General features: G+C 40.0%; 24 protein-coding genes. 9 read left to right on the top strand and 15 right to left on the bottom strand.

The genetic code is table 11. From position 1 onward, the window contains the following. The first annotated feature begins 262 nt into the window (after window positions 1-262). The gene (locus N0M92_RS03215; protein ID WP_260284431.1) at window positions 263-715 is read left to right on the top strand and encodes a VOC family protein; all 453 of its coding nucleotides are present in this window, start codon (window positions 263-265) and stop codon (window positions 713-715) included. A gap of 767 nt (window positions 716-1,482) precedes the next feature. Here N0M92_RS03215 and N0M92_RS03210 read toward each other — a convergent pair. Further along, the gene (locus N0M92_RS03210) at window positions 1,483-1,845 is read right to left on the bottom strand and encodes a group I truncated hemoglobin (protein ID WP_260284430.1); all 363 of its coding nucleotides are present in this window, start codon (window positions 1,843-1,845) and stop codon (window positions 1,483-1,485) included. 457 nt (window positions 1,846-2,302) lie between these two features. On the opposite strand from N0M92_RS03210, the gene N0M92_RS03205 reads away from it, so the two are divergent. The 4 genes from N0M92_RS03205 (at window position 2,303) to N0M92_RS03190 (ending at window position 5,544) form a co-directional block, all read left to right on the top strand. Further along, window positions 2,303-2,515, top strand: a complete 213-nt coding sequence (locus N0M92_RS03205) for a hypothetical protein (protein WP_061461893.1) — start codon at window positions 2,303-2,305, stop codon at window positions 2,513-2,515. Between the two features lie 710 nt (window positions 2,516-3,225). Then, the gene (locus N0M92_RS03200; RefSeq protein ID WP_260284429.1) at window positions 3,226-4,098 is read left to right on the top strand and encodes a DMT family transporter; all 873 of its coding nucleotides are present in this window, start codon (window positions 3,226-3,228) and stop codon (window positions 4,096-4,098) included. 307 nt (window positions 4,099-4,405) lie between these two features. Further along, a complete protein-coding gene (locus tag N0M92_RS03195) occupies window positions 4,406-4,993 on the top strand; it encodes a chromate transporter (RefSeq protein ID WP_260284428.1) in 588 nt (195 codons plus the stop codon). Next, window positions 4,993-5,544 carry a chromate transporter gene (locus N0M92_RS03190; RefSeq protein ID WP_260284427.1) on the top strand — a complete coding sequence of 184 codons (552 nt, stop codon included), beginning with the start codon at window positions 4,993-4,995 and terminating at the stop codon, window positions 5,542-5,544. The genes N0M92_RS03195 and N0M92_RS03190 overlap by 1 nt, the downstream gene beginning before the upstream one ends. A gap of 38 nt (window positions 5,545-5,582) precedes the next feature. On the opposite strand, the gene N0M92_RS03185 is transcribed toward N0M92_RS03190, so the two are convergent. Continuing rightward, the gene (locus N0M92_RS03185; RefSeq protein ID WP_260284426.1) at window positions 5,583-6,059 is read right to left on the bottom strand and encodes an Lrp/AsnC family transcriptional regulator; all 477 of its coding nucleotides are present in this window, start codon (window positions 6,057-6,059) and stop codon (window positions 5,583-5,585) included. Window positions 6,060-6,535: 476 nt separating this feature from the next. Then, window positions 6,536-6,658, bottom strand: a complete 123-nt coding sequence (locus N0M92_RS03180; protein WP_260284425.1) for a hypothetical protein — start codon at window positions 6,656-6,658, stop codon at window positions 6,536-6,538. Window positions 6,659-7,299: 641 nt separating this feature from the next. Between N0M92_RS03180 and N0M92_RS03175 the strand changes: the two genes are divergently transcribed. From N0M92_RS03175 to N0M92_RS03165, 3 genes are read left to right on the top strand one after another with little or no spacing between them, the layout of a single operon-like run. Beyond that, on the top strand, window positions 7,300-8,625 hold the full coding sequence (locus tag N0M92_RS03175) for a HAMP domain-containing sensor histidine kinase (RefSeq protein ID WP_260284424.1): 1,326 nt from the start codon (window positions 7,300-7,302) through the stop codon (window positions 8,623-8,625). Then, window positions 8,603-9,280: a response regulator transcription factor gene (locus N0M92_RS03170; protein ID WP_260284423.1), complete on the top strand. Its 678-nt coding sequence runs from the start codon at window positions 8,603-8,605 to the stop codon at window positions 9,278-9,280. Before N0M92_RS03175 ends, N0M92_RS03170 begins: the two co-directional genes overlap by 23 nt. A 1-nt stretch (window position 9,281) precedes the next feature. Next, the gene (locus N0M92_RS03165; RefSeq protein WP_260284422.1) at window positions 9,282-9,833 is read left to right on the top strand and encodes a TVP38/TMEM64 family protein; all 552 of its coding nucleotides are present in this window, start codon (window positions 9,282-9,284) and stop codon (window positions 9,831-9,833) included. Window positions 9,834-10,024: 191 nt separating this feature from the next. Here the strand turns inward: N0M92_RS03165 and N0M92_RS03160 are convergent, their stop codons facing one another. After that, entirely contained in the window at window positions 10,025-11,071 is a 1,047-nt protein-coding gene (locus N0M92_RS03160) for an HD domain-containing phosphohydrolase (protein ID WP_260284421.1), read from the bottom strand. Window positions 11,072-11,498: 427 nt separating this feature from the next. Between N0M92_RS03160 and N0M92_RS03155 the strand changes: the two genes are divergently transcribed. Further along, complete coding sequence (locus N0M92_RS03155) at window positions 11,499-12,275, top strand: SurA N-terminal domain-containing protein (protein WP_260284420.1); 777 nt, start codon at window positions 11,499-11,501, stop codon at window positions 12,273-12,275. A gap of 84 nt (window positions 12,276-12,359) precedes the next feature. Here N0M92_RS03155 and arsC read toward each other — a convergent pair whose 3' ends face one another. The 11 genes from arsC to menC form a co-directional block, all read right to left on the bottom strand. Then, window positions 12,360-12,779: an arsenate reductase (thioredoxin) gene (gene arsC / locus N0M92_RS03150; RefSeq protein ID WP_260284419.1), complete on the bottom strand. Its 420-nt coding sequence runs from the start codon at window positions 12,777-12,779 to the stop codon at window positions 12,360-12,362. A 33-nt stretch (window positions 12,780-12,812) separates the two neighbouring features. Next, entirely contained in the window at window positions 12,813-14,111 is a 1,299-nt protein-coding gene (locus tag N0M92_RS03145; protein ID WP_260284418.1) for an arsenic transporter, read from the bottom strand. Between the two features lie 17 nt (window positions 14,112-14,128). Beyond that, complete coding sequence (locus tag N0M92_RS03140; protein WP_260284417.1) at window positions 14,129-14,476, bottom strand: ArsR/SmtB family transcription factor; 348 nt, start codon at window positions 14,474-14,476, stop codon at window positions 14,129-14,131. Between the two features lie 324 nt (window positions 14,477-14,800). Next, a complete protein-coding gene (locus N0M92_RS03135; protein WP_311202508.1) occupies window positions 14,801-15,853 on the bottom strand; it encodes an NAD(P)-binding domain-containing protein in 1,053 nt (350 codons plus the stop codon). Continuing rightward, the gene (locus N0M92_RS29295) at window positions 15,850-16,179 is read right to left on the bottom strand and encodes an FAD-dependent oxidoreductase (RefSeq protein ID WP_311202507.1); all 330 of its coding nucleotides are present in this window, start codon (window positions 16,177-16,179) and stop codon (window positions 15,850-15,852) included. Before N0M92_RS29295 ends, N0M92_RS03135 begins: the two co-directional genes overlap by 4 nt. Window positions 16,180-16,238: 59 nt before the next feature. Beyond that, window positions 16,239-16,694, bottom strand: coding sequence for a MarR family winged helix-turn-helix transcriptional regulator (locus tag N0M92_RS03130; RefSeq protein ID WP_260284416.1), 456 nt, complete (start codon window positions 16,692-16,694; stop codon window positions 16,239-16,241). Window positions 16,695-16,724: 30 nt separating this feature from the next. Continuing rightward, window positions 16,725-16,964 carry a hypothetical protein gene (locus N0M92_RS03125; protein ID WP_260284415.1) on the bottom strand — a complete coding sequence of 80 codons (240 nt, stop codon included), beginning with the start codon at window positions 16,962-16,964 and terminating at the stop codon, window positions 16,725-16,727. A 19-nt stretch (window positions 16,965-16,983) separates the two neighbouring features. After that, window positions 16,984-17,469, bottom strand: a complete 486-nt coding sequence (locus tag N0M92_RS03120; RefSeq protein ID WP_260284414.1) for an arsinothricin resistance N-acetyltransferase ArsN1 family A — start codon at window positions 17,467-17,469, stop codon at window positions 16,984-16,986. 155 nt (window positions 17,470-17,624) lie between these two features. After that, window positions 17,625-19,040: a SpoVR family protein gene (locus N0M92_RS03115; RefSeq protein ID WP_260284413.1), complete on the bottom strand. Its 1,416-nt coding sequence runs from the start codon at window positions 19,038-19,040 to the stop codon at window positions 17,625-17,627. A gap of 163 nt (window positions 19,041-19,203) precedes the next feature. Next, window positions 19,204-20,283: a YkvI family membrane protein gene (locus N0M92_RS03110; protein WP_260284412.1), complete on the bottom strand. Its 1,080-nt coding sequence runs from the start codon at window positions 20,281-20,283 to the stop codon at window positions 19,204-19,206. 165 nt (window positions 20,284-20,448) lie between these two features. After that, on the bottom strand, window positions 20,449-21,558 hold the full coding sequence (gene menC, locus N0M92_RS03105) for an o-succinylbenzoate synthase (protein ID WP_260284411.1): 1,110 nt from the start codon (window positions 21,556-21,558) through the stop codon (window positions 20,449-20,451). Window positions 21,559-21,569 lie beyond the last annotated feature (11 nt).

Below are 21,569 nucleotides of genomic sequence, written 5' to 3'. Positions count from 1 at the left end.
AATATTGAATGGGGAAATCGTGCTTAATGGTGAATAATTTGGTACACCTAGCACATAGTCACAATTAACGGCAAAAAAAGAGGGCGGGCTGCCATGCGTTTGGCATTCACGAAATAAGGTTCGCGAATATTCCAATATGACTTTTCTTTGTTATCATGAACTGTGACAAGGTGTTTTTTGTTTGGAAGGAATTTGTAACTTTTTAATAGAATAATTATGAAGATGATCAGATAATAATTTTTACACATAAGGAGATAAAACTATGTCAAAAAACAAATTACTAAGAATGGACAATGTCGGCATCGTTGTAGAATCCCTGGATGACGCAATCTCTTTCTTCGAGGAGATTGGCTTGACCCTCGAAGGGCGAGCCACTGTCGAAGGTGAATGGGCTGGCCGCGTAACCGGACTGGGTTCTCAGTACGTAGAGATTGCTGTGATGGTTACCCCAGATGGCCACAGCCGACTTGAACTGTCGCGATTTCTCACCCCACCTACTATAGCAGATCACCGGACTGCTCCTGTAAACGCCCTCGGTTATCTACGCGTCATGTTCACCGTTGAAGACATTGACGAAATGGTCTCCAGACTCACTAAGTATGGCGCTCAGCTCGTTGGCGAAGTGGTTCAGTACGAGGACTCGTATCGGCTCTGCTACATTCGTGGAACCGAAGGACTTCTAATCGGTTTGGCAGAACAACTCGGTAACAAATAAGTAGGTGACGTTTTATAAAAAGCCTTTACTGAAATAAAAATTGAAACAGAAAAGCAGTGTGAAAGTAACTCGAAGAAGTCGGGTACGTCATACCTCCGAGCCCCTTGGTCGCCAGGAGAAGAAGCAGGGAACAAACCCTGCGAGCCTAAGAACTTCTTTCTAAGGCTCGCAGGGTTCGTGAATGAGAAAACGTTATATGCCAATCCGTCTCGATTTGAAGAAAATCCTTATTCAATGAAAGGGCGCGATTGCGGAAAAAGTAGTACAGAGTGATACATATTATACTTGACTAATATGTATCACTCTTTATTTTTTATGACATTTTACGATTTAGGTCTTGATAAATACAAGACGGTACGATTTTATTTTATAACTACAAGAGATTTTCTAAAACAAAAAGATTGATGGATTAATAGTTGACTAGTCGGTATTCACCGAACATAATTTCTACGTTACTTAATCATTTTTTCTATCTTATCAGTGTCAGAATCAAGGAAAGAATCAATAAAGTTAAGGAGATTTTAAAAAACAACCATAGGACCAACAACAGCAAGCCTTTAATCACATTAACTTATTCCATAAGTAAACAATCCAAGTCCAAGTATGTTAATAAATGCGAGTCCAAAGTCAAACTGACACCGATCAATGTAATTATTAGGCTAAAAGAATAATATTTTTTGCTTACCGTGTGGAATTTCCTTTACTTCCATACGAAAAGGAGCTGCTAGTCAGCTCCTTAAACAAAGTATCTCTTAACTAAATATCGGTTATTTATACAAGATATCATCTCTTAATGAAGCAACTTTAGTTAAAGCTGTATCTATGTCAGCTTCATTCACTCCAAAGTGAGCAAGTGCATCATTTAGATGTTTTACAATGGCATCAAAATGGGCTGGTTGCAGATTCAATCCTTGGTGAGCTTTTGCCATGGATTGTCCAGAGTATTGTTTTGGACCACCTAATGCAAAACTAATAAATTTCGTCTGATGACGGCGTTGTTTTTCCATATCCGTCTTTTCAAAAAAATGATTAACTGTATCATCCTTAAGAACCAACTCGGAGTAAAAATAGTCCACAACTTTTGCTATCGCTTCTTCTCCGCCGACTTTTCCATAAAGTGTCTGTTCCATATTTACACTCCTATTTTGTAGTTAATAGCAGTATTTTCTGTAGATAAGCTCGTTTTTATTCCTTATCTTTCAATTAAATCCACTTAAAAGATAAACTGCTCCAGCACCTTATGGTCTTATGCAACTATCCTTTCCCTTTTAGCTCCATAATGTGCTGCCAAAGCAACCTCCGATAATGAAGCAAAGAACCCGTAGTCCATTAGCCCTTTGGTATCCTGCTGTTTGAGAACAAACTCGAAAAATAAGGATAGGTCATCATCCATTAGAGGTTATTGAATTCCACAAAAAAATAATTATGGACTAACACTATAATCGCTACTCTCTCCTCTTCTACGCAAAGAATCATAACTTGAACGGTAAATATTAATTTTAAGATAAAAAAGTCACCAGCTTGGCCAATAAATAAGTATAAGAATGTAATAGATTGGATAAACTAATAAAAAAGGAGTGGGAGATTATGGAGACTAAAATTAAAGAAGGCACAAAAGAAATGTGGAGCGAAATTAATGAATGTATAACTAGGAAAATTAATGAAAAACACGATTTATCCTTTCAAAAGAAGAGTAATGATAATTATATGAATCTATATATTCAAACAGCAGTATTACACACCTTATTTGAACTATCAGATGAGTTCAGGAAAATCGAACGAAAATATAACCGATTGTGATGCTTCTGGAAAGGCCATGCACTAAAAAAAACTTAATGGTGGATTATGATTAAACTCTTAAAGGGAGCCTTTTTAATCCTAATCCACGTTTTTTCTTTCATCATTACCGCTGCCGACATTTGATTAACACCATTACTGCACCATTTGCTTCCCTTCCCTATAAATCCCTCTTTTCAATCAAACTGGAATCCATTTTTCTTATCTTACGTTAAAACAAAAGCAAAGATCATCCGACAATCAAGACAGTATACTAAAGCTTAAAACATGGCCCCCCACCTTTTCCTATTACAACCGGTGGGGTTTCTAGTTGTGGTTTCTACATCTACGTAAACTGGGAGGCCCCTCTTTTGCAGCCACGCCGGATAAATTGGCTTCAATGTGTAAAGTAGTTTTTTAATGGAAGATTTTCAAGGGAGTTGTTTTCCATCGGTACACTGTGTCCAAAACTATTTTTTGTTGTTTTATAAATACCTAAAATCTTTTATATTTAATATAACTTACTGATTATTGAATCAAATGATCCGTTACAACAGAATAGTTTTATAACTAACTAAAATCATTGAAACTAATATTTTTGAAAGAGAGCTGAAAGCTGATGTTGTGGTCCCCGCTATTCGAAAATGATGTACCTGCAGTTATTCTTCCTTAACGGTAGAAAATTGCAACTCCGTTAGGGACTGGAAATGTTTAGTTAAAACGGAGGGTACAAAATGAAAAACACTATATTAGGTTCTTTATATTTATCACTCGCTGCTAGCATTTGGGGCGGGATGTATGTTGTGGTAAAAGTTGTGGTAGACGTTGTTCCACCACTTGAATTAGTATTATTACGATATGTGATTGCGATTTTAGCATTGCTGACAATTGGTTTTATAACAAAACAATCTTGGCGGATTGAAAGACGAGACTGGCTTTTGGTTTTCATTATAGGACTTGTTGGAAACACAATTTCTATCGTAACCCAGGAAGTCGGTACGCTTCTATCCACTGCACAAATGGGAGCCATCATTACTTCGACAACACCTGCTTTTATGGTGATATTTGCACGTATTGTTTTAAAAGAAAAGATCACTTTAAAAAAATCAATTTCTGTTATTTTAGCGACGATCGGTGTCGGCATCATTGTCGGAAATGCCCATATCGGCTCATCTCACCAACTTGGGGGCGTATCGCTGTTAATTGCTGCATTAACTTGGGCACTTATGTCAGTTCTAATTAAACGGATACCTGGGCAATATTCACAAATTGTTATAACGACCTATGCAGTACTTGTGGCAATTGTCTGTTTAACACCCATTACGATTAGTCGATTAGATGAGCTTGACTTTCAAGCAATCATGCATCCATCCATATGGGGCGGCCTTTTATACTTGGGCGTTATTTCCACAGCATGTGCCTTTTTATTGTGGAATCGCGGACTGCAAATGCTTACCGCATCAAGTGGCGGATTATTTTTCTTTTTACAACCTATAGTGGGTACTTTTTTAGGTTGGTTAATACTAGGTGAACAAATCGGCTTGTCTTTTTGGATCGGTACAATATTAATTTTTATTGGTGTGTTATTAGTCATTCGGGAAGAATAACCCACATTAAAAAGTTTATTAAAGTTATATATTTTAAAAAGTACCCTATAGAGCAGTCACTTTAAAAAGATCTGCCTATAGGGTACTTTTTGTATTTTTACCTGTTTGTTTTTCTTGCGCAATCCAATTTTTATTTCTTAAGACAAAAAGAAGTTTTTTTATTTACTTCAACCTATTGTATTGAAAAATACCTTTTATACATTCATTACGTAATTATCATCATGATTTCATGTACATTTCGAAAGCGTTTTTGTTATCATTAATTCATAATCATGGAAAAGAATTCTAAAACCAAGGAGGAATGTTCTTGAAAAATCCATATACGGAATTGACGTTCGGGATGATGAGAACGGGGATTTTAGGTTTCGGCGGCGGGCCATCTGTCATCCCGCTCATCCGCCACGAAGCAGTTTCCCGTTATCACTGGCTCGACGATGATGAATTCGGGGACACTTTGGCGATTGCCAATACACTCCCAGGACCTATTGCCACTAAGATGGCAGCATATCTTGGTTATAAATTAAAAGGCTGGCCAGGAGCCATCATCAGCGTGGCCGCTCACGTTTTACCTTCATGCATTGCGATGGTTTTCTTGATTGCATTCATTAATGTTTTAAGTAATTCGGCCATGATCAGTAATATGATCGCTGCTGTCATGCCGGTTGTTGCTGTCATGCTTGGTCAAATGGCTTATGAGTTTGGCGAAAAGGCGGTAAAAGGGTTAGGAAAGGTGCTCGGAATCACCTTTTTTGCGATTTCCTTTTTGCTTCTGCAAGTCATTTCCCTGCATCCGGGTATCGTCATTATGATTTTCCTTCTATATGGGGCGTTCCATTTTAAATTAAAGGAAAGATTGAATAATAAAAAGGTGAATAGGAAGGAGGAATCCGGTTAATGGGTCTTATTATCCCAATAGGTGTTGCTGTTTTTCTAGCGTTTTTCATTGCCAATATTCTTGGTTATGGCGGAGGTCCAGCCTCGATTCCGCTTATGTATGATCAAATCGTCATCCGTTATGGCTGGCTTGATAATGCCGAATTCTCACAAATGCTTGCGTTAGGAAATTCACTTCCAGGACCTATCGCCACGAAAATAGCCGCATATGTCGGATATGATGTATATGGCTGGCCAGGATTTCTAGCCGCATTGGCAGGCACGATCATCCCTTCAGCCGTGGCTTTGATATATTTATTAAAAATCCTGAGAAAATACAAGCATTCGCCTATCGTAAAAGGCATGTCCCTGCTTGTACAGCCCGTGATTGCAATCATGATGTTATTGCTCACCTGGAATATGGCCGAGGATGCCGTCGGTTCCATCGGCTATATCCATTCAATCGTCATCGCTGGATTGGCCTTTTTGGCCCTAGGTAAATTCAAGGTCCACCCCGCCTTCGTAATCATTCTTGCCTTTGCGTACGGCGGCTTTATCATCCCGCACACCTAATAATAAAAAATCCACCTATATAGGGGGATTTTTTTCATTTAAAGTTTCATGCCCATCCGGCTTTTATAACGTTTAATGAGAATTTGGCAATCAACGCTGACAACACCTTCGACGGCATACAGCTTCTCATTGAGAAATCGTTCCATCTCCTGGTTATCAGTAAAGATTCCGTGCATATGGAGTTTACTCGGACCGGTCATATGATATAAACTCGTTACTGCCGGTTCACTTTCTAATTGCTGTGCGACCGATTCCAGATATTTAGGCTCAACCTCAACGTTAAAGAATGCCGAAACATGGATGCCGACCTTGGCTGGATTTATGACCGCGGTGAACCTCTCGATCACACCGTTTTCAACAAGATGATTGATTCTCATCTGAACCGCAACCCTGGAGAGCTCCACTTTCTTCGCTAAGTCGGTATACGAAATCCGCGCATCTTCATGTAAAACCGATATGATTTTCTTATCGATCTCATCAACTTTCAAGCTAGGAATCTTAAAGTCCTCCGCCATCCTACGTAACCCCTTTTCAATTTCTTTATTCCATTATCGCAGAGTACACCATCGGATCACAACGATCTTCCTTTTCACTTTTTAACCTCCATTAAAAACGGCGGAAATTAACCGATAGCCAAAAAATAAGGCATGCCCATTTTCAATAATCTCCCTCCATTTGCACATGATCGTCCATCATATATGTAGTTTTAAAAAACTTAGGATACATCATTTCGTCCAGCTGTATGGCTAAAAACGAAGCAATCAAACAGATGAAAAATCCGATGGGAATCAGAGCGGGACAAATTGATGGCACCGGCGACACACCCTTAAGAGACAGTATGGGAAACCATCCTCCTCAGTAATTAATGGGAGCAAATGAGTTCCTGCCAGACTGCAACTCCCCCTCCTCATTCGAAAAATTGAAAGGCGGGGGTTTTACAGACCTATTAATGCAGGATGAAAGTTTATGAATAGATTCAATGGACACTTCCTCAATCCTTTGTTTGAAAAGTCTTTGCGATGTTTTTATATTCCTCATCATTGAGAATGCCCATTTTTTTGAATAATGCGGAATAAGCGATTATTTTTTTCTGCGTACGGTTTGTACAATTCATATGGTTCAACTCCTTTTTTACATAGTATTCACTTACGACAAAATGTTTCCTCAATACAAAATATTTTGAATGAACTAAATAAAAAGAACCGTCCAATTTCCCGGAAACCCCATATGGTTATAGGTGATTAAAATATGACCAGCATATTTAAAGTTCAAGTGATGAATAATCATCTTTTTTTTAAGCTCTTTTCGTAAAGATGTTGTTTTCAAAACGAAACTATATAAGGTTGATTGGAGCGGAAGTGCGAGACTCCTGCGGGAGCAGCGGGACAATGGAGGGGAAATCAACCGCACCGCATTACTTGGTGAATAGCAACAAAGTATGCGAAAACAGCTTTTTTTAATAACAACGGGATGCAATCCGAAACATATTGTAGTGGTTGGCAGTTTTCATATGTTTACTAACACGCCCCCCCCCTCCAACATCAAACTGATGACCTCGGCAATTTATTGGCTTGTTCCGTTTGAAAACCGTATTATTGTTTAAGAAGAAGCGCAGAAATTGAAAAAACTGCATACTTTCTTCATATTTTTTCGCTAAACTGACTTTATTCTATAAGAAGGTGAATGCTCCTGAAAATCTCACTTAAGCTCGGACTATCTATATTTGTTTGCATTTTTTTGTTGGAAACCGTATCCATGGTTTACTTGCATAATAAAGTGATACATTCGCGTGTCAATCAGGAATTGGAGTCACTGAAGGCCCGTGGCAATAGTCATCGTGATGTGTTGGAAATTACATATTCCAGCTCAACCCTTCAGCATATCAGCCTGATGGAATCACATACCGATACGGATGTTGTGATTACGGATACAAGAGGAGCTATTCTGATCTCTTCCGAAAAGGTAAATGGGGGAATGAAAAAAATCTTAGCTAAAAACCTCCCGCAAGTCCCCCGAAAAGGTCTGATCATCCAATCTAGTTGGAAGGATGAAAGATACATAGCCACCGTTACGCCATTTATCAGCGATGAAGAAAACAAAGGCTATGTTTATATGTTTAAGGATACAAGAGAAGTGGAGGATTTAATCGCACAATTGAATAGGCATTTCCTTCTTGCGACTGCTTTGCTCCTTTTCTTCATGCTTGTCATCATTTATTTTCTATCAAAGGCTTTGACCAGGCCACTGATATCGATGAAGGAAGCGACAACCAAGCTCAGCAAAGGGAATTTTTCTGTGGCTGTGCCCGTACGATCTCATGATGAACTTGGGGAGCTTGCCCAATCCATTCAAAGCTTGGCTGATGAATTGAACTATTTAAAGAAGGAACGCAATGAGTTTTTGGCAAGTATTTCTCATGAACTGCGAACGCCGCTAACTTATATAAAGGGATATGCCGATGTTGCCCGAAGGAAAGATTTGGATGATTCCGAACGATCACGATACCTAGAGATCATCCATGATGAATCCGAACGATTAAACAGATTATTGGACGAACTATTCAATATGGCTAGAATGGATCTAAATACATTCACCATATCAAAAGAAACCGTCCAGCTCTCCTCATTCCTGCGAAACATTCACGAAAAAGTTTTACCGGCTTTTACAAATGAAAGAATTCAATTGAATCTGGAATGTAAGGATGATTTATTTATCGATATAGATCCTTCACGGTTTGAGCAAGTCATTCTTAACCTGCTGGATAATGCGCTGAAGTACTCGAACGAATATACAGTCACCACCATCGAAGCCACTGAATGCCTTGGCAGGATTTCCATCTCCATAATCGATCAAGGGGTTGGCATTCCCCCTGAAGATATCCCCCATATCTTTGATCGTTTATATCGTGTCGAGAAATCACGCGCCAGAGATAGCGGTGGATTCGGATTGGGACTCTCCATCGTCAAGCAATTAGTGGAGATACAAGGAGGAACCATTTCGGTTAAAAGCAACTTGAAGCAAGGAACGTGCTTCACCATCACATTTAAGGAGATAACAAATGAAGACAGTAGTTCTGGTTGATGATGAACAGAGAATGCTTGATCTATTAGAGCTATACATGAAACCTCACGGATATACATGCATGAAGATTAAATCTGGATATGAAGCCATTCGGTTCTTAAGGCATAAACATGCGGACATAGTACTTCTAGATGTAATGATGCCTGAGATGGATGGGTGGGAAACGTGCGAAAGGATCCGTGCGTTTTCCAATATTCCCATAATCATGCTCACAGCCCGGGATGCTGCACAAGAAATGGTGAAAGGGTTGAAAAAGGGCGCAGACGATTATATTACGAAACCCTTTAATGAAGATGTTTTACTTGCCAGAATCGAAGCGGTCACGCGGCGAGTGCATAAACAGGATGATCATGTGATCTTTAGGGGGCTAAAATTAAATGAATCCGCTTATGAAGCACATTATGATACCAAAACAATCCCATTAACACCAAAAGAGTTCTCACTGTTGTGCTTGTTTTTAAAATCCCCAGATCAAGTGTATTCCAGAGACCACCTCCTTTCGACCATATGGGGATTTAAAACGGATACGGAAGATCGGACAATCGATTCCCATATTCGAAATATTAGAGAGAAACTGCGTCATGCCGGTTTTCCAGCAGATCAACATTTGAAATCGGTCTGGGGCATCGGGTATAAATGGAGTTCCGTGGATTGATATGAATTTCATTTCTGAGGCATTACTATCCAGCGGACCTTTTTCCATTGCTGTAAGTTTAGCATTCAATATATTGATTAGTGTGCTTGGTTTTATTCCAAGCGTATTCATCACGGCTGCCAATATCACCGTGTTTGGATTTGAAAAGGGATTGATCCTTTCTTACATGGGGGAAATTGGCGGAGCAGTGGTCAGCTTTTGGTTATATCGAAAGGGCTTTCAAACATTCAAACCCAAGTTCATGAAGAACCGCTGGGTCATGCTGCTGCATAAGTCACAAGGCTATCATGCATTTTGGATGATCCTGATGCTTAGGCTCCTTCCTTTTATTCCATCTGGCGTGATCAACCTTACAGCAGCATTAAGCAAGACGGGAATGCTGCTTTTCTTTCTCGCGACATCCATCGGAAAACTGCCTGCCCTCCTTGTCGAAGCGTATTCGGTAACACAAGTATTGAAGGCATCGGGCGATGTAAGAATTGTTTTGGTACTGTTGATTCTGGTAATCGCAATCGTTTATTACTTTAATAGAAACAAGAAAAAAGGAATGTAGTAAAAAGGCTTCTCTACTTTTAGGGTAAATTGGCAGGGATTTTCTTTTCAACCCTACAATTGATAAGGAGCCGCCCCCCTTGGTCTCCAATGGTTAACGACCAGATCCAGATGGCGGACACTACCTTTTATTTCAAATAAGGCATTACCAACCCATTAATTATACCGGGATAAGATATTCGATGAGTTCGTTTAATATATCCCTGTGCTGCGAACGGTTTCTAAACCTTTTTTCTGCGCTCCCTTTTCATTAAAATAACAAATGAAAGACGCTACGATGGATGGGTCGAAATGCTTTCCTTTTTGTTCGTTTATGAATGATAAGGCCCGCTCCACTGACCAGGAATCTTTATACGGCCTTCTGCTGGTCAATGCATCGAACACATCCACAATGGCAACCATTCTTGCTTCAAATGGAATGCCCTCACCTTTCAAACGATGTGGATATCCAGTTCCATCCCATTTTTCATGATGATGGAGGATGATGTTTTCAGCCACTTCCAGGCTGCTGATTACATCATGGTTTATTTCCCTTGAAATCTTATTCAAAATATCGGATCCCATTAATGGATGCATCTCGATGATTTTTCGTTCATATGGAGATAACGGGCCAGGTTTGTATAATATCCCCTCAGGAATTTCCGCTTTCCCGATATCATGCAGAATACTTGAATGAACGATATGATTCATATAGCTTTTAGATAGTTCCAGCTGGCATCTTCGATTATGAACCATGACTAGCTGCTCGGTTAGGTTTTGAACTCTCAATAAATGCTCTTCAATGCCTGGATCACGGATTTCGCATGAAATGGCGAGAACCTTTAACAACTCCCTTTGGGTCTCTGCCCTTTTCTTTTCCGAAAGGTAAATCCCTTCTTTCAATTGTTCCAGTTCACGGAAAATCCCGACAAAATACCACTGCCCTCCTAGTTGAATAGGAGTAATCGTAATCGAGGAATGCCAAATGTCACCCGATTTCTTTCGGTTGGTGAAGACCCCTGACCATGGATTTCCCTTCCTTAATTCGTTTTTCAGGGATGTGTATGTATACAAAGGTGTTATCCCTGACTTTAGGAATCCAGCTTTGAACCCAATGATACTGTTCCTTGAATATCCTGTCGTCCTTTCATAATAAGCATTAATATCAAGTATGCGATGATCTTGATCCGTAATGATGACGGCATCCCCCAACTTTAAATACGCTGCTAATTCAGATGGCAGCCTTGTTTTCCCTTTCAATATCTATACCTCCAATAGCTGGATTTCCAATCCTGTCTCTTCACTTTTCTCATTTTCACGGCTCACTCCGTTCATGATTAAAAATCTCAACATATAGGCTAAATGAACTACATTCGGATGATAAAGTATATAATACCATACAAGTTTTAGATACAATAGTTACTAAGCAATGTTTTGTGTGTAAGTGATGGACTACAAGTTTCTGTCTGCACCACGTATCAGCCTTCGAATTCCTTTTAAGTTTTTTTCATGACGAAGGGTAAATTGGTTCATTTCCGCGAATGTTACACTTATATAATGAGCTAATGCCTATACTATCCTCCTGTTTTCTGGAAAAAAGAATGAAAATATTGTGTTTTAATGGGAAATTCCTTTATAATGCGCATTAGATGATTTTTTAGCATTGAATACGAGAGGAGACTGAAATATGAAGAAATTATTATACCCAATCATCATTGGATTATTGGCAGTTGTTCTGACGGCTTGTGGTTCGAACGATGAAGCTGATAAGAAAAATGACGACAAAGAGACTAAAACAACTGAGAAAGAAACGGCTAAAGCAACTGAAGAACAGCAAAAACAGATGGAAGAAATGCAGAAGAAACTAGACAAGCAAAAGGTGGATGAAAAGAAAACGGTGGCCATCGTCAATGACGAAAAAATTTCAGGTGCGGAATATAATACCGTGTTGTCTACCACACAAATGCAAATGCAGCAATTCGGACAAGATCCAACAACCAAGGAGGGAGCCAAACAAATTAAAGAGCAAACGCTCAACTCTTTAGTGGGGCAGACATTGCTGCTTCAAGCAGCTGATAAAAAGGGCTACACAGCTTCCAAGGCCGAAATTGAAAAGCAACTTGCCGAAATCAAAAAGCCATATAAGAGTGAAGAGAAATTCAAGGAAGCGATGAAGCAAGCAGGCCTGAATTCAAAAATGCTGAATGCTCAGATCGCAGAGAATATCCCATATACGAAGTATGTTGAAAAAGAGATTAAAGTGGAAGAAGTAACTGATGAAGAAATCCAAAAGTATTATGACCAGGTTGCAGAGCAAGCTAAAACAAGCGGGCAGAAGGTACAGAAACTCGAAGAATTGAAGCCGCAAATCAAGGAACAATTAGAGCAGCAAAAGAAACAGGAAAAGCTTGTGAAGCATGTGGAAGAACTTCAGAAAAATGCTAAGGTCGATATTAAGATTTAATGATGAAAAGAGCTGCCAAAATTGGCAGCTCTTTCTTTATGGTCTTCGGTCCGCCTACTAACACTAACGGCTTTTCATGTTTATTTATTCACCCGTTTTAGAGAAACGTGAAATTCTTTCTCTTATTTCATCACGAACACGTTGGAAGGCAGCCCATATTTCTTCATCTGTTCCTTCTGCTTTTGCCGGGTCTTCAAAGCCCCAATGTTCACGTTTAACTTGCGGTGGTGTCATTGGACATTTGTCTGCCGCATCACCACATAACGTAACGACAAAATCAGCATTATTCAATATGTCAGGGTCGATGATATTCGATGTTTGATTGGAGATGTCCAATCCAACTTCATTCATTGCTTTTACAGCTTTTGGATTCAATCCATGGGCCTCGATTCCTGCACTAAGCACTTGCCATTCGTTACCTAAATATTTCTTCCCCCACGCCTCTGCCATTTGACTTCTGCAAGAGTTACCAGTGCATAAGAAGTATAGTGTTTTTTTAGCCATGATGTTTCTCCCCTTTGTTAGTAAAGTAAGTGTTTAATGAATGATTTGTAACCATATATATAGGCCGGCTAATGTGATGAACAATGTTGGGATGGTTAGGATGATACCCGTTTTGAAGTAGGTTCCCCATGAGATTTTCACACCTTTTAATGAAAGGACATGCAGCCATAATAATGTAGCCAAAGAACCAATCGGTGTAATTTTCGGTCCCAAATCCGAACCGATGACATTTGCATAAATAAGAGCCTCCCTGATTGCCCCTGTTGTATGTGTGTCAGATATGGCAAGAGCGTCTATCATGACCGTCGGCATGTTATTCATAAGCGATGAAAGAATGGCTGCGGTGAATCCCATCCCAACAGTAGCAGCGAATAATCCTTGATCAGCCGTCACTTGAATAAGGTCAGCTAAAATGTTCGTCAATCCAACGTTTCTTAATCCATACACCACGACATACATTCCAATGGAGAAGAACACAATCGCCCATGGTGCGCCTTTTACAACGGCCTTAGTATTAACAGCTGGGCTTCGTGTTGCCATAAACAAGAAGAAAATGGCGATAACACCTGCAATGATGGATACAGGAATGTTGAAAAATTCACTGATAAAATAGCCTACCAACAGAACCCCTAAAACAATCCCAGATAGGCGAAACATTTTTATATCACGAATGGCATCAACTGGCTTCTTCAATTGAGCCATATCATAATTCTTCGGAATGCTCTTTCTGAAGTATAAATATAATACCAGGATGCTAGCCGCTAATGAAAACAGGTTGGGAACGATCATTCTAGATGCGAACTCAATAAACCCGATATCAAAAAAGTCAGCAGAAACAATGTTGACCAAATTACTTACGACAAGCGGTAAGGATGTAGTGTCCGCAATAAACCCACTCGCGATGATAAATGGGAAGATCATTCTCTCCTCCAACTTCAAGTTTCGAACCATCGCCAATACAATCGGAGTTAAAGTGAGCGCGGCTCCATCATTTGCGAAGAATGCAGCGACTAGAGCTCCGAGAATGCTCACATACACAAACATCCTTACTCCATTTCCCTTGGCCGCTCTCGCCATATGTAGAGCTGCCCATTCAAAGAAACCAATTTCATCTAAAATTAAAGAAATAATGATAATAGCAATGAACGCCAACGTCGCGTTCCATACAATACCCGTAACGGCAATTACATCATTGAAGTCAACAACCCCAACGAGTAAGGCAAGTACCGCACCCCCGCATGCTGACCAGCCGATTGACAATCCCTTAGGTTGCCAAATGACGAGTGTCAACGTCAGCAGAAAGATGATACTAGCTAATATAACTGTACCCATTGTTGTTCTCCTCCTCGTTAGTCACAACAAATTCGTTTTCCTTGTGCATTTAATTCTTCTACTTTAAATGCCTGACTTGGCAAAGCCTTGATAACAGTTAGAATATATGAGTGATACGGAGATGTTTGGTTTAACGAGTAAAATATCCATTGTCCCCTTCGCGCCTCATTCACGATTCCGCTATCTTTCAACTTTCGTAAATGTTGGCTAATAGCAGGTTGGCTCATATCAAACAGGTCTACAAATTCACAGACACAACATTCATGTTCAGACATAATTTTTACCATCGTCAAACGGGTTTTATCACCTAAAAGTTTAAGAACATTTGCCGTAGCTTCTATATCCAACGCTTCATTCGTTTGCATGTTATCCCTCCTAGCCTAATCGAATATATAATCAAATGCTTATGTAGTAATTCAATATCATTGTATAAGCATATTCTTATTTAATTAAGGCTTAAATATTCAACAAAATAATTTTTTAAAATTAGGCGAACTTAGCCTACACGCTCCCTTTACTAGCGTTTAGGTATTAGTTTTATTGGACCCTAAAGAAGACCACAATAAGTTGTCTCTTCTATTTGTTCAAAAATCACAATAATGTTATTAAGCTAATCCATAGGTTACTTCATCTAGAAATAAAAGGGTTCAATATAAAAGACCAGTCTGGTTACAAACTGGTCTTTTGGTTTATTCACAACATGAATTATTTTTAATGTCCAATCTCGCTAAAACGGGACTGCCACAGCAAGAATTATCTTTTGTTTCATTTGCAGGAATATTAGAATCGCAGCAACTAGAAGCGAGATTCACACTGCAAACCCCTGTTTCAGGGAGTTCCAAATGCACTTCTTTTGCCCCCTCTACATCTCCTGTCAAATATGCCACCACGGAACGGACTTGTTCATAGCCTGTTGCCAGTAAGAAGGTTGGTGCTCTTCCGTAACTCTTCATGCCAACAATGTAGAAGTTCTTTTCAGGGTGCCGTAATTCTTGTTCACCATGCGGCCGCACGGTTCCACAACTATGAATATTGGGATCAATTAACGGAGCAAGCGCTTCTATGCTTTCCACAGCTGAAGCAAGGTTTATCCTTATTTCATTTAAAAAGGATGTATCAGGTCTGAAGCCCGTACTCACAACGATTTCATCGATATTACCGAGTGTGAAGTTTTCTCCGTTTAGTTCTCCTACTACCTTGATTTTACCGTTTGTTGGAGTAACTCCGTTAATATGAAAGGGAGTAAGAATATGGATTCGTCCAGATTCCACTAATTGCTGAATTCTAATGCCCAATTCTCCTCGAGCGGCCAATCCATCGTTTTCTTGCCCGCCATACACTTCATGGATCTGTTTTTTACGAAGAACCCAGTAGATCTTTGTATCCGTATATTGTTGCTGTAAGGTGGCCAGATCTAATAGGGCATTGATGGCAGAATGGCCGCTTCCAATCACCACGGTCGTTTTATTTTGATATCTGTTTTCTAGTTGTACGACGTTAGGGATGCCATAGTGGATTTGTTTGTGTAATTGTCTCTCCGCATTCGTCCAGATTCCATTTGAAAGGATAGGGTTTGGATTGGTCCAAGTACCTGATGAATCAATGACAGCTTTCGCTTCAATGACTGTTGTGTCACCATTCACTTCTACATACAGTTGAAAGGGAGCCGTGTCCCGTTTTCCTGTTTTTAATTTATCGTAAGCCTTTTTGGCAACACCGACTACTTTTGCTTGTAACATCATCCGTTCCGTTCTTTTATTTCTGGAAGGTTACTTAGCGGCAAAAGGTATTCTTCTACCAATTCGCGACCTGTCGGCAAAGCTTCTTCGTCAGGTGACGTCCATCCAGCGTTCTCCAGTAATTCCTTTGCTGCTTGATCGATGTTATACTGCCACGGAGAAAACATTCGAACGTGTCCCCACTCCAGTATGCTTGAACCCACCGAGTTCCCTGCTTCCAATACGATAAACTTCTCCCCTTTTTTTAGTAAATGAGCGGCCGCGGCCAGCCCCACAGGACCTCCTCCTATAATTGCCACTGGTAATGCACTTTTATCAAATTGACCCATCATTATTCCCTCCTATATTTAAAAAAGTTGTAATTTGCAAGTATTGTCGAAAAATTATACTACCCCCAAGGAGTAGTACAACATACCGAAGACTTCAGCATTCGATCATTAAGCAGTTGCAGAGAACGCACGACTGATTCCTTTTCAAACTCATTCATCGTCTTGAAAATCTCATTTAAGTAATCATTCATCTGCTGATCGATGGTTTGATTGATTTTCACGCCTTCATCGGTCAGGGAAAGGATAGAAATTCTCCGATCTTCTGCATCAGGCGTTTTAGTGACTAAATTCAACTTTATAAGGGATTGGATTTGTCGACTGAACGTCGTGATATCCGTTCCCAGGGTTTCTGCAATTTGCTGGATCGAAGCGTTGTTTTGTCGGTTTATTTCATACAGGATATGGCTTTGTACGAGTGAAATCTCAATTCCATCTGCGCTGCAACAATTTTTATTCAATAATCCAAAACGTCTAGTTAAGAGTTGGAAGAGACCTCTAAGGTTTTCATTTTCCATTACTGTCACCTCACTTTATTTATACGCTAATTACTTGCATTTTACAACTATTCGATACGATTTTTTTCTTATTAATCCTTTTAGCTTGTTAAAAGCCGTCATGAAATTTCGGTGAGTTTGCTTACCATAATAACACGCTTCGCCTTTAAAAAAGTTGGTTTCAATGAATTCTTTTGCCTTTTCCACCACAGGTTCACGAGAAGCTAAAACCAGTTTGAAATAGGCATCAAAATATCCAACAGACAACACACTTGAATGGTTCACTGTCATACTCCTCCTCCCTTATTGTTTACAGTAATTTCTCCATAGCCATCACATCAACAAATTCACCATCTAACATCCCCTGGTTCTTAAACACACCCACTTCGCGATACCCCCGTTTTTTATACAATCCTTGACCCATCCGGTTAAAGGGAAAAGTGAATAACACAATTTTATTGAAGTCATTTTCTATTGCGAGCTTTTCTATTGATTGCAGCAATAAACCGCCAATCCCTTTTCCTCGATGATCTCTTGAGATATAGACGGATAAATCCGCAACCCTTTTATAAGCAGCGCGGCTGTTATATGGGTTTAAAGAAGACCATCCAACAATCTGCCCTTCTTGCTCAGCGACAATGACCTTATATCGTCCCATGTGTTTGGCAAACCATTCCTCCATGTAGGTTTGGTCCTTCGTTTCAATTTCTAACGTGGCAGCCCGATCCTCAATCCCTTGATTGTAAAGTTCTTTGATGGAAACTATGTCCGTTTCCATCGCTTCACGAATGATCATACTTTTCCCCTTCCGTTTGCCAAATGAGTTTTTTCAAAATTCTATAATCGATTTATAACATTAATAGTTGCAAATCACAAGTATCATGATTCTTTATAACGAATTACAGAGCTTGAAACAAGAAAACTGCCGAGTGATCGGCAGTTTTTTCTGCTTTATAAATATTTCCGGTGAATACCTTTTCCATCATAGGAAAACAGGACTTCTTTCCCTTCTATGACTGATTCCATATGAACGGAGCGGCCCCAGAGCTGATGGATATATGGCATGACTTTTTCGAGGTACTTCAGATCCAGTTCAATATCTTCATACCAATGCTTTAGATAAAGTTCCCCATTGCGCATATAGTCCCCATCATTTACTGTGATATAAGGAAAACCGCCGTTAACCCTCATACTCACGAGTTGATCACGAACATTTTCCCATGCCTTATCGACGATTTTATAATCCTTGCCCTGCTTTTGAAATAAGTACATATCCTCCCGCATGACTAGATCTTTCGTCAAATAATTGCGGAGAAAGGAAATATCCGATTCGATTTCCCTGACTTCGAACATCTTTTCCCGGCCAGATCCAGGCTTGACGCCCAGCTTGATCATTTCTTCAGTTGGATTATCATAGCGTTCTTCAATATCTTCAAGCACTTTCAATCCAAGATAATAAGGATTGATGCTGGTCCGTGATGGCTGAACGACGCCTGCGTTCAGTTTTGCGAATTCAATGGCTTCCCCTGAGGATAGATCCAATTCACGGATTATGCGCTGATGCCAGTAGGATGCCCAGCCTTCGTTCATGATTTTCGTTTCCAGCTGCGGCCAGAAATACAGCATCTCTTCCCTGATCATCGTCATGATATCCCGTTGCCAATCGGTTAAATCCCTGCTGTACTGTTCTATGAAAAGCATAATATCCTTTTCAGGCCTTGGCGGGAATTTTTTTCTCTTTTTAATGTTCGATTGCTTCGGTTTATCCTTTTTATCAAGGTTCCATAAATCATCGTATTGTGTGGCTGTCGGTTTTACTTCCTCTTCTTCTTCCTCATCTTCCATCGTCCAGGCAAGTTTCGGTCTCATCAGCGACGGATCGATATGTTCTTCAATGGCTAAAAGTGCATCGAGGAAGGTTTCCACTTCCTTTTTGCCATGCAGGATTTCATATTCACGGATTCTTTCTGCCGTTGCCGACATACTTTCTACCATATCCCTCTTAGTATTATTGAAACGGATATTATTCTTAAAGAAGTCACAATGCGCCAAAACGTGCGCAACAATCAATTTATTTTGTACAAGTGAATTGGAGTCCAGCAGAAAAGCGTAACAAGGATCAGAGTTAATGACCAGTTCATAGATCTTACTTAATCCAAAGTCGTACTGCAGCTTCATTTTATGAAATTGCTTCCCAAAGCTCCAATGAGAAAAACGGGTCGGCATCCCATAGGCACCAAATGTATAAATGATTTCTGAAGGGCAAATTTCATAACGCATCGGGTAAAAATCCAACCCGAACCCAGTTGCTATTTCTGTAATTTCACTAATGGCATATTCCAGAGCCTTTTGCTCCGCTTCATTCATCCGATATCCCCCTTGTCTTCCGCCTTTAAACTAATGTATGAAAAAAAGGAGGAAAAATGCCGTGATCATGAGTAAAGGTCCTCGATAACAGAAAAAAAACACCTCCATGAAGAAGATGTCAGGCAAAATGTTTCATGCAGTTCTGCACTCAAACTTATGGATATTAAAATTTCACTAATTCCGTATTCACAGCCTCTTTTTTCGTTTTTGAACGGACCCAGGAAATGATGAGCGCTGCTATGATTACAAAACCTAAGTACCCTGTGATTGGGTATACCGTCCCAACCAATTCAATAAAGCCAACGAAACTTGCAAGGAACGCGAGGACCCCGACCATGATCACGGATATTTTAAAGCGTTTCGTTTCAGCAGGCACCAACCTGGCGGTGAATGCATACAGCATCCCGACAGCTGTATTATAAATCATTCCTAAAAGGATGATTGATAGGAGATATCCCAACCATGGAGAAATATGATTTGCTAAATGAAGGGTAGGCATACCTGAGCCTTCTATGCCCTTCAAGTCGGACATCATCCCCAAATTGATCAAGAATAGCAAAATCCCCAATCCGATACCTCCTAGAACCCCTCCCATACCAGCCTCTTTCTTATTCTTGAGGGTCCCTCCCATTACGGCTAGCATGGCAATTCCGGCAGTCATATTATATGAAACATAAAGTAATGACCCCATCATCCAATTTCCGGTTGCTGCCGTCCCTTTACTTGAAGATGAAATGATTTGATTGAAACTTAGATCGGATGTAAAAAATGAATAACCTGAAATAATGATCATGATAACAAATAAAAACGGTGTTACGGCACTTATGATGGACATTATTTTGTTAACATTTAGTAAAAGAGTACCAATCGTGAGCACCGTCATGACGATTGCACCAACTATACTTGGAATCCCGAATTGTTCTTCAAAAATCGTTCCGGAACCGGCAATCATGATGACTGTAACGCCAAACAAGAAAAATGTAATAATAATATCGACCACCCTGCCTATATAGCGGCCACAAATATGATCGATGATGCTTTTATGGGAGCGTGTTTGGAGAGTGCTCCCCAATTGAGTAACTTGCATGCCTAAAAACGCGAATAAAGCTGTTGCCACCAAAATTCCCAATACACTGTAGATTCCAAAACTCGTGAAGAACTGTAATACTTCTTGTCCTGAAGCGAAACCTGCTCCAATGATGATTCCAATATAGGCCCCTGCAAGATTTACACTATTTTTCATTTCACATACCACCTCAATTATATGATTATTCTGACAATTTAAGGTAAAGGAAATATCTTCCCTTTCATCATTATCCGGTTCTTTCAAACCCCTCCCTGCTTCAAGTTAACGGACCGAAGCCCATGAAGCTGGGAGGCTCTTTTATTTTCAACTCTTATACATTTATCATTTGGTATATCTTTTACTATAGGAAGTGAATTCATCGACCGCAGCGTAATCGACTTCATAGCCAATGCCTGCCGCCTTTGGAACCGTTATGACTCCATCTTCCACTGTAACCTCCGGTTGGATGATGTCTTTATGCCAATAATTCGCGGATGCTGCCGTATCACCAGGCATCGTGAAGTTATCAAGTGTTGTCAATGCGATATTATGGGCACGCCCCACACCAGACTCCAACATGCCTCCGCACCAAACCGGTACATTCCTTTCTTTACATAATTCATGTATTTTCATTGCTTCCGTTAAACCGCCAACCCTGCCGATCTTAATATTAATGATTTTACAGCTTCCCAATTCAAGGGCTTTTCTTGCATCTTCCACGGAATGTATGCTTTCATCCAAGCAAATCGGTGTTTTGATTTCCGCTTGTAATGTGGCATGATCGACAATATCATCTGATGACAAAGGCTGCTCGATCATCATTAAATCAAATTGATCAAGCTGTTTCAGTAATTCGATGTCTTTCAGGCGGTAAGCGGAGTTTGCATCCGCCATGATCGGGACATCGGGATATCGATTGCGCACTTCCCTGATTACATCTACATCCCAGCCTGGTTGGATTTTCATTTTTATTCTTTTATACCCATCCTTCAATCCAGCTTCTATCTTCGCCAGTAATTCAGGTACCGTTTTTTGGATGCCGATACTGATCCCAACATCGATTTCTTCCAGTTCCCCGCCTAAAGCCATGCTTAATGGGATATTATTTTCTTTTGCGTATAAATCCCAGATGGCTCCCTCGATTGCCGATTTCGCCATATTATTCTTACGTATATGCGAGAACATATCCGATACATCACGGGGATGCTCTATTTCTTTATCCAATACAAGCGGTATCAGGAAATCCTCCAGCATGGTCCAATTGGTTTTTATGGTTTCTTCGTTATACCAAGGTGCTGAAAACGCCACAGATTCAGCCCAACCTGAAAGCCCCTCTCCATTTTTCACTTCCACAAGAATGAACTCCTTATCCACAAACGTTCCAAAGCTTGTTGTAAAGGGAGCTACCAAATCCATATTTAAATGACGTAAACGCACTTCTGTTATTTTCATCCCGATTCTCC

Origin of the sequence: Peribacillus aracenensis (genome assembly GCF_025175645.1) — a bacterium.
In the GTDB taxonomy this organism is placed as follows: Bacteria; Bacillota; Bacilli; order Bacillales; family DSM-1321; genus Peribacillus; species Peribacillus aracenensis.
Note: the sequence above shows the minus strand (reverse complement) of the source record. Positions and strands in the feature narration are given on the sequence as shown.

Coding starts and splice junctions, on each gene's coding strand:
- N0M92_RS03120 (WP_260284414.1), bottom strand. CDS start 17,469: ATGATCATTCGTGAAGCGATGGAAACGGACATAGTTTCCATCAAAGAA.
- N0M92_RS03170 (WP_260284423.1), top strand. CDS start 8,603: ATGAAGACAGTAGTTCTGGTTGATGATGAACAGAGAATGCTTGATCTA.
- N0M92_RS03130 (WP_260284416.1), bottom strand. CDS start 16,694: ATGGAAAATGAAAACCTTAGAGGTCTCTTCCAACTCTTAACTAGACGT.
- N0M92_RS03110 (WP_260284412.1), bottom strand. CDS start 20,283: ATGAAAAATAGTGTAAATCTTGCAGGGGCCTATATTGGAATCATCATT.
- N0M92_RS03145 (WP_260284418.1), bottom strand. CDS start 14,111: ATGGGTACAGTTATATTAGCTAGTATCATCTTTCTGCTGACGTTGACA.
- N0M92_RS03210 (WP_260284430.1), bottom strand. CDS start 1,845: ATGGAACAGACACTTTATGGAAAAGTCGGCGGAGAAGAAGCGATAGCA.
- N0M92_RS29295 (WP_311202507.1), bottom strand. CDS start 16,179: ATGGGTCAATTTGATAAAAGTGCATTACCAGTGGCAATTATAGGAGGA.
- N0M92_RS03180 (WP_260284425.1), bottom strand. CDS start 6,658: ATGAATTGTACAAACCGTACGCAGAAAAAAATAATCGCTTATTCCGCA.
- N0M92_RS03125 (WP_260284415.1), bottom strand. CDS start 16,964: ATGACAGTGAACCATTCAAGTGTGTTGTCTGTTGGATATTTTGATGCC.
- N0M92_RS03165 (WP_260284422.1), top strand. CDS start 9,282: ATGAATTTCATTTCTGAGGCATTACTATCCAGCGGACCTTTTTCCATT.
- N0M92_RS03115 (WP_260284413.1), bottom strand. CDS start 19,040: ATGAATGAAGCGGAGCAAAAGGCTCTGGAATATGCCATTAGTGAAATT.
- N0M92_RS03140 (WP_260284417.1), bottom strand. CDS start 14,476: ATGCAAACGAATGAAGCGTTGGATATAGAAGCTACGGCAAATGTTCTT.
- N0M92_RS03190 (WP_260284427.1), top strand. CDS start 4,993: ATGGGTCTTATTATCCCAATAGGTGTTGCTGTTTTTCTAGCGTTTTTC.
- N0M92_RS03215 (WP_260284431.1), top strand. CDS start 263: ATGTCAAAAAACAAATTACTAAGAATGGACAATGTCGGCATCGTTGTA.
- N0M92_RS03200 (WP_260284429.1), top strand. CDS start 3,226: ATGAAAAACACTATATTAGGTTCTTTATATTTATCACTCGCTGCTAGC.
- N0M92_RS03135 (WP_311202508.1), bottom strand. CDS start 15,853: ATGATGTTACAAGCAAAAGTAGTCGGTGTTGCCAAAAAGGCTTACGAT.
- N0M92_RS03175 (WP_260284424.1), top strand. CDS start 7,300: ATGGTTTACTTGCATAATAAAGTGATACATTCGCGTGTCAATCAGGAA.
- arsC (WP_260284419.1), bottom strand. CDS start 12,779: ATGGCTAAAAAAACACTATACTTCTTATGCACTGGTAACTCTTGCAGA.
- N0M92_RS03155 (WP_260284420.1), top strand. CDS start 11,499: ATGAAGAAATTATTATACCCAATCATCATTGGATTATTGGCAGTTGTT.
- N0M92_RS03205 (WP_061461893.1), top strand. CDS start 2,303: ATGGAGACTAAAATTAAAGAAGGCACAAAAGAAATGTGGAGCGAAATT.
- menC (WP_260284411.1), bottom strand. CDS start 21,558: ATGAAAATAACAGAAGTGCGTTTACGTCATTTAAATATGGATTTGGTA.
- N0M92_RS03185 (WP_260284426.1), bottom strand. CDS start 6,059: ATGGCGGAGGACTTTAAGATTCCTAGCTTGAAAGTTGATGAGATCGAT.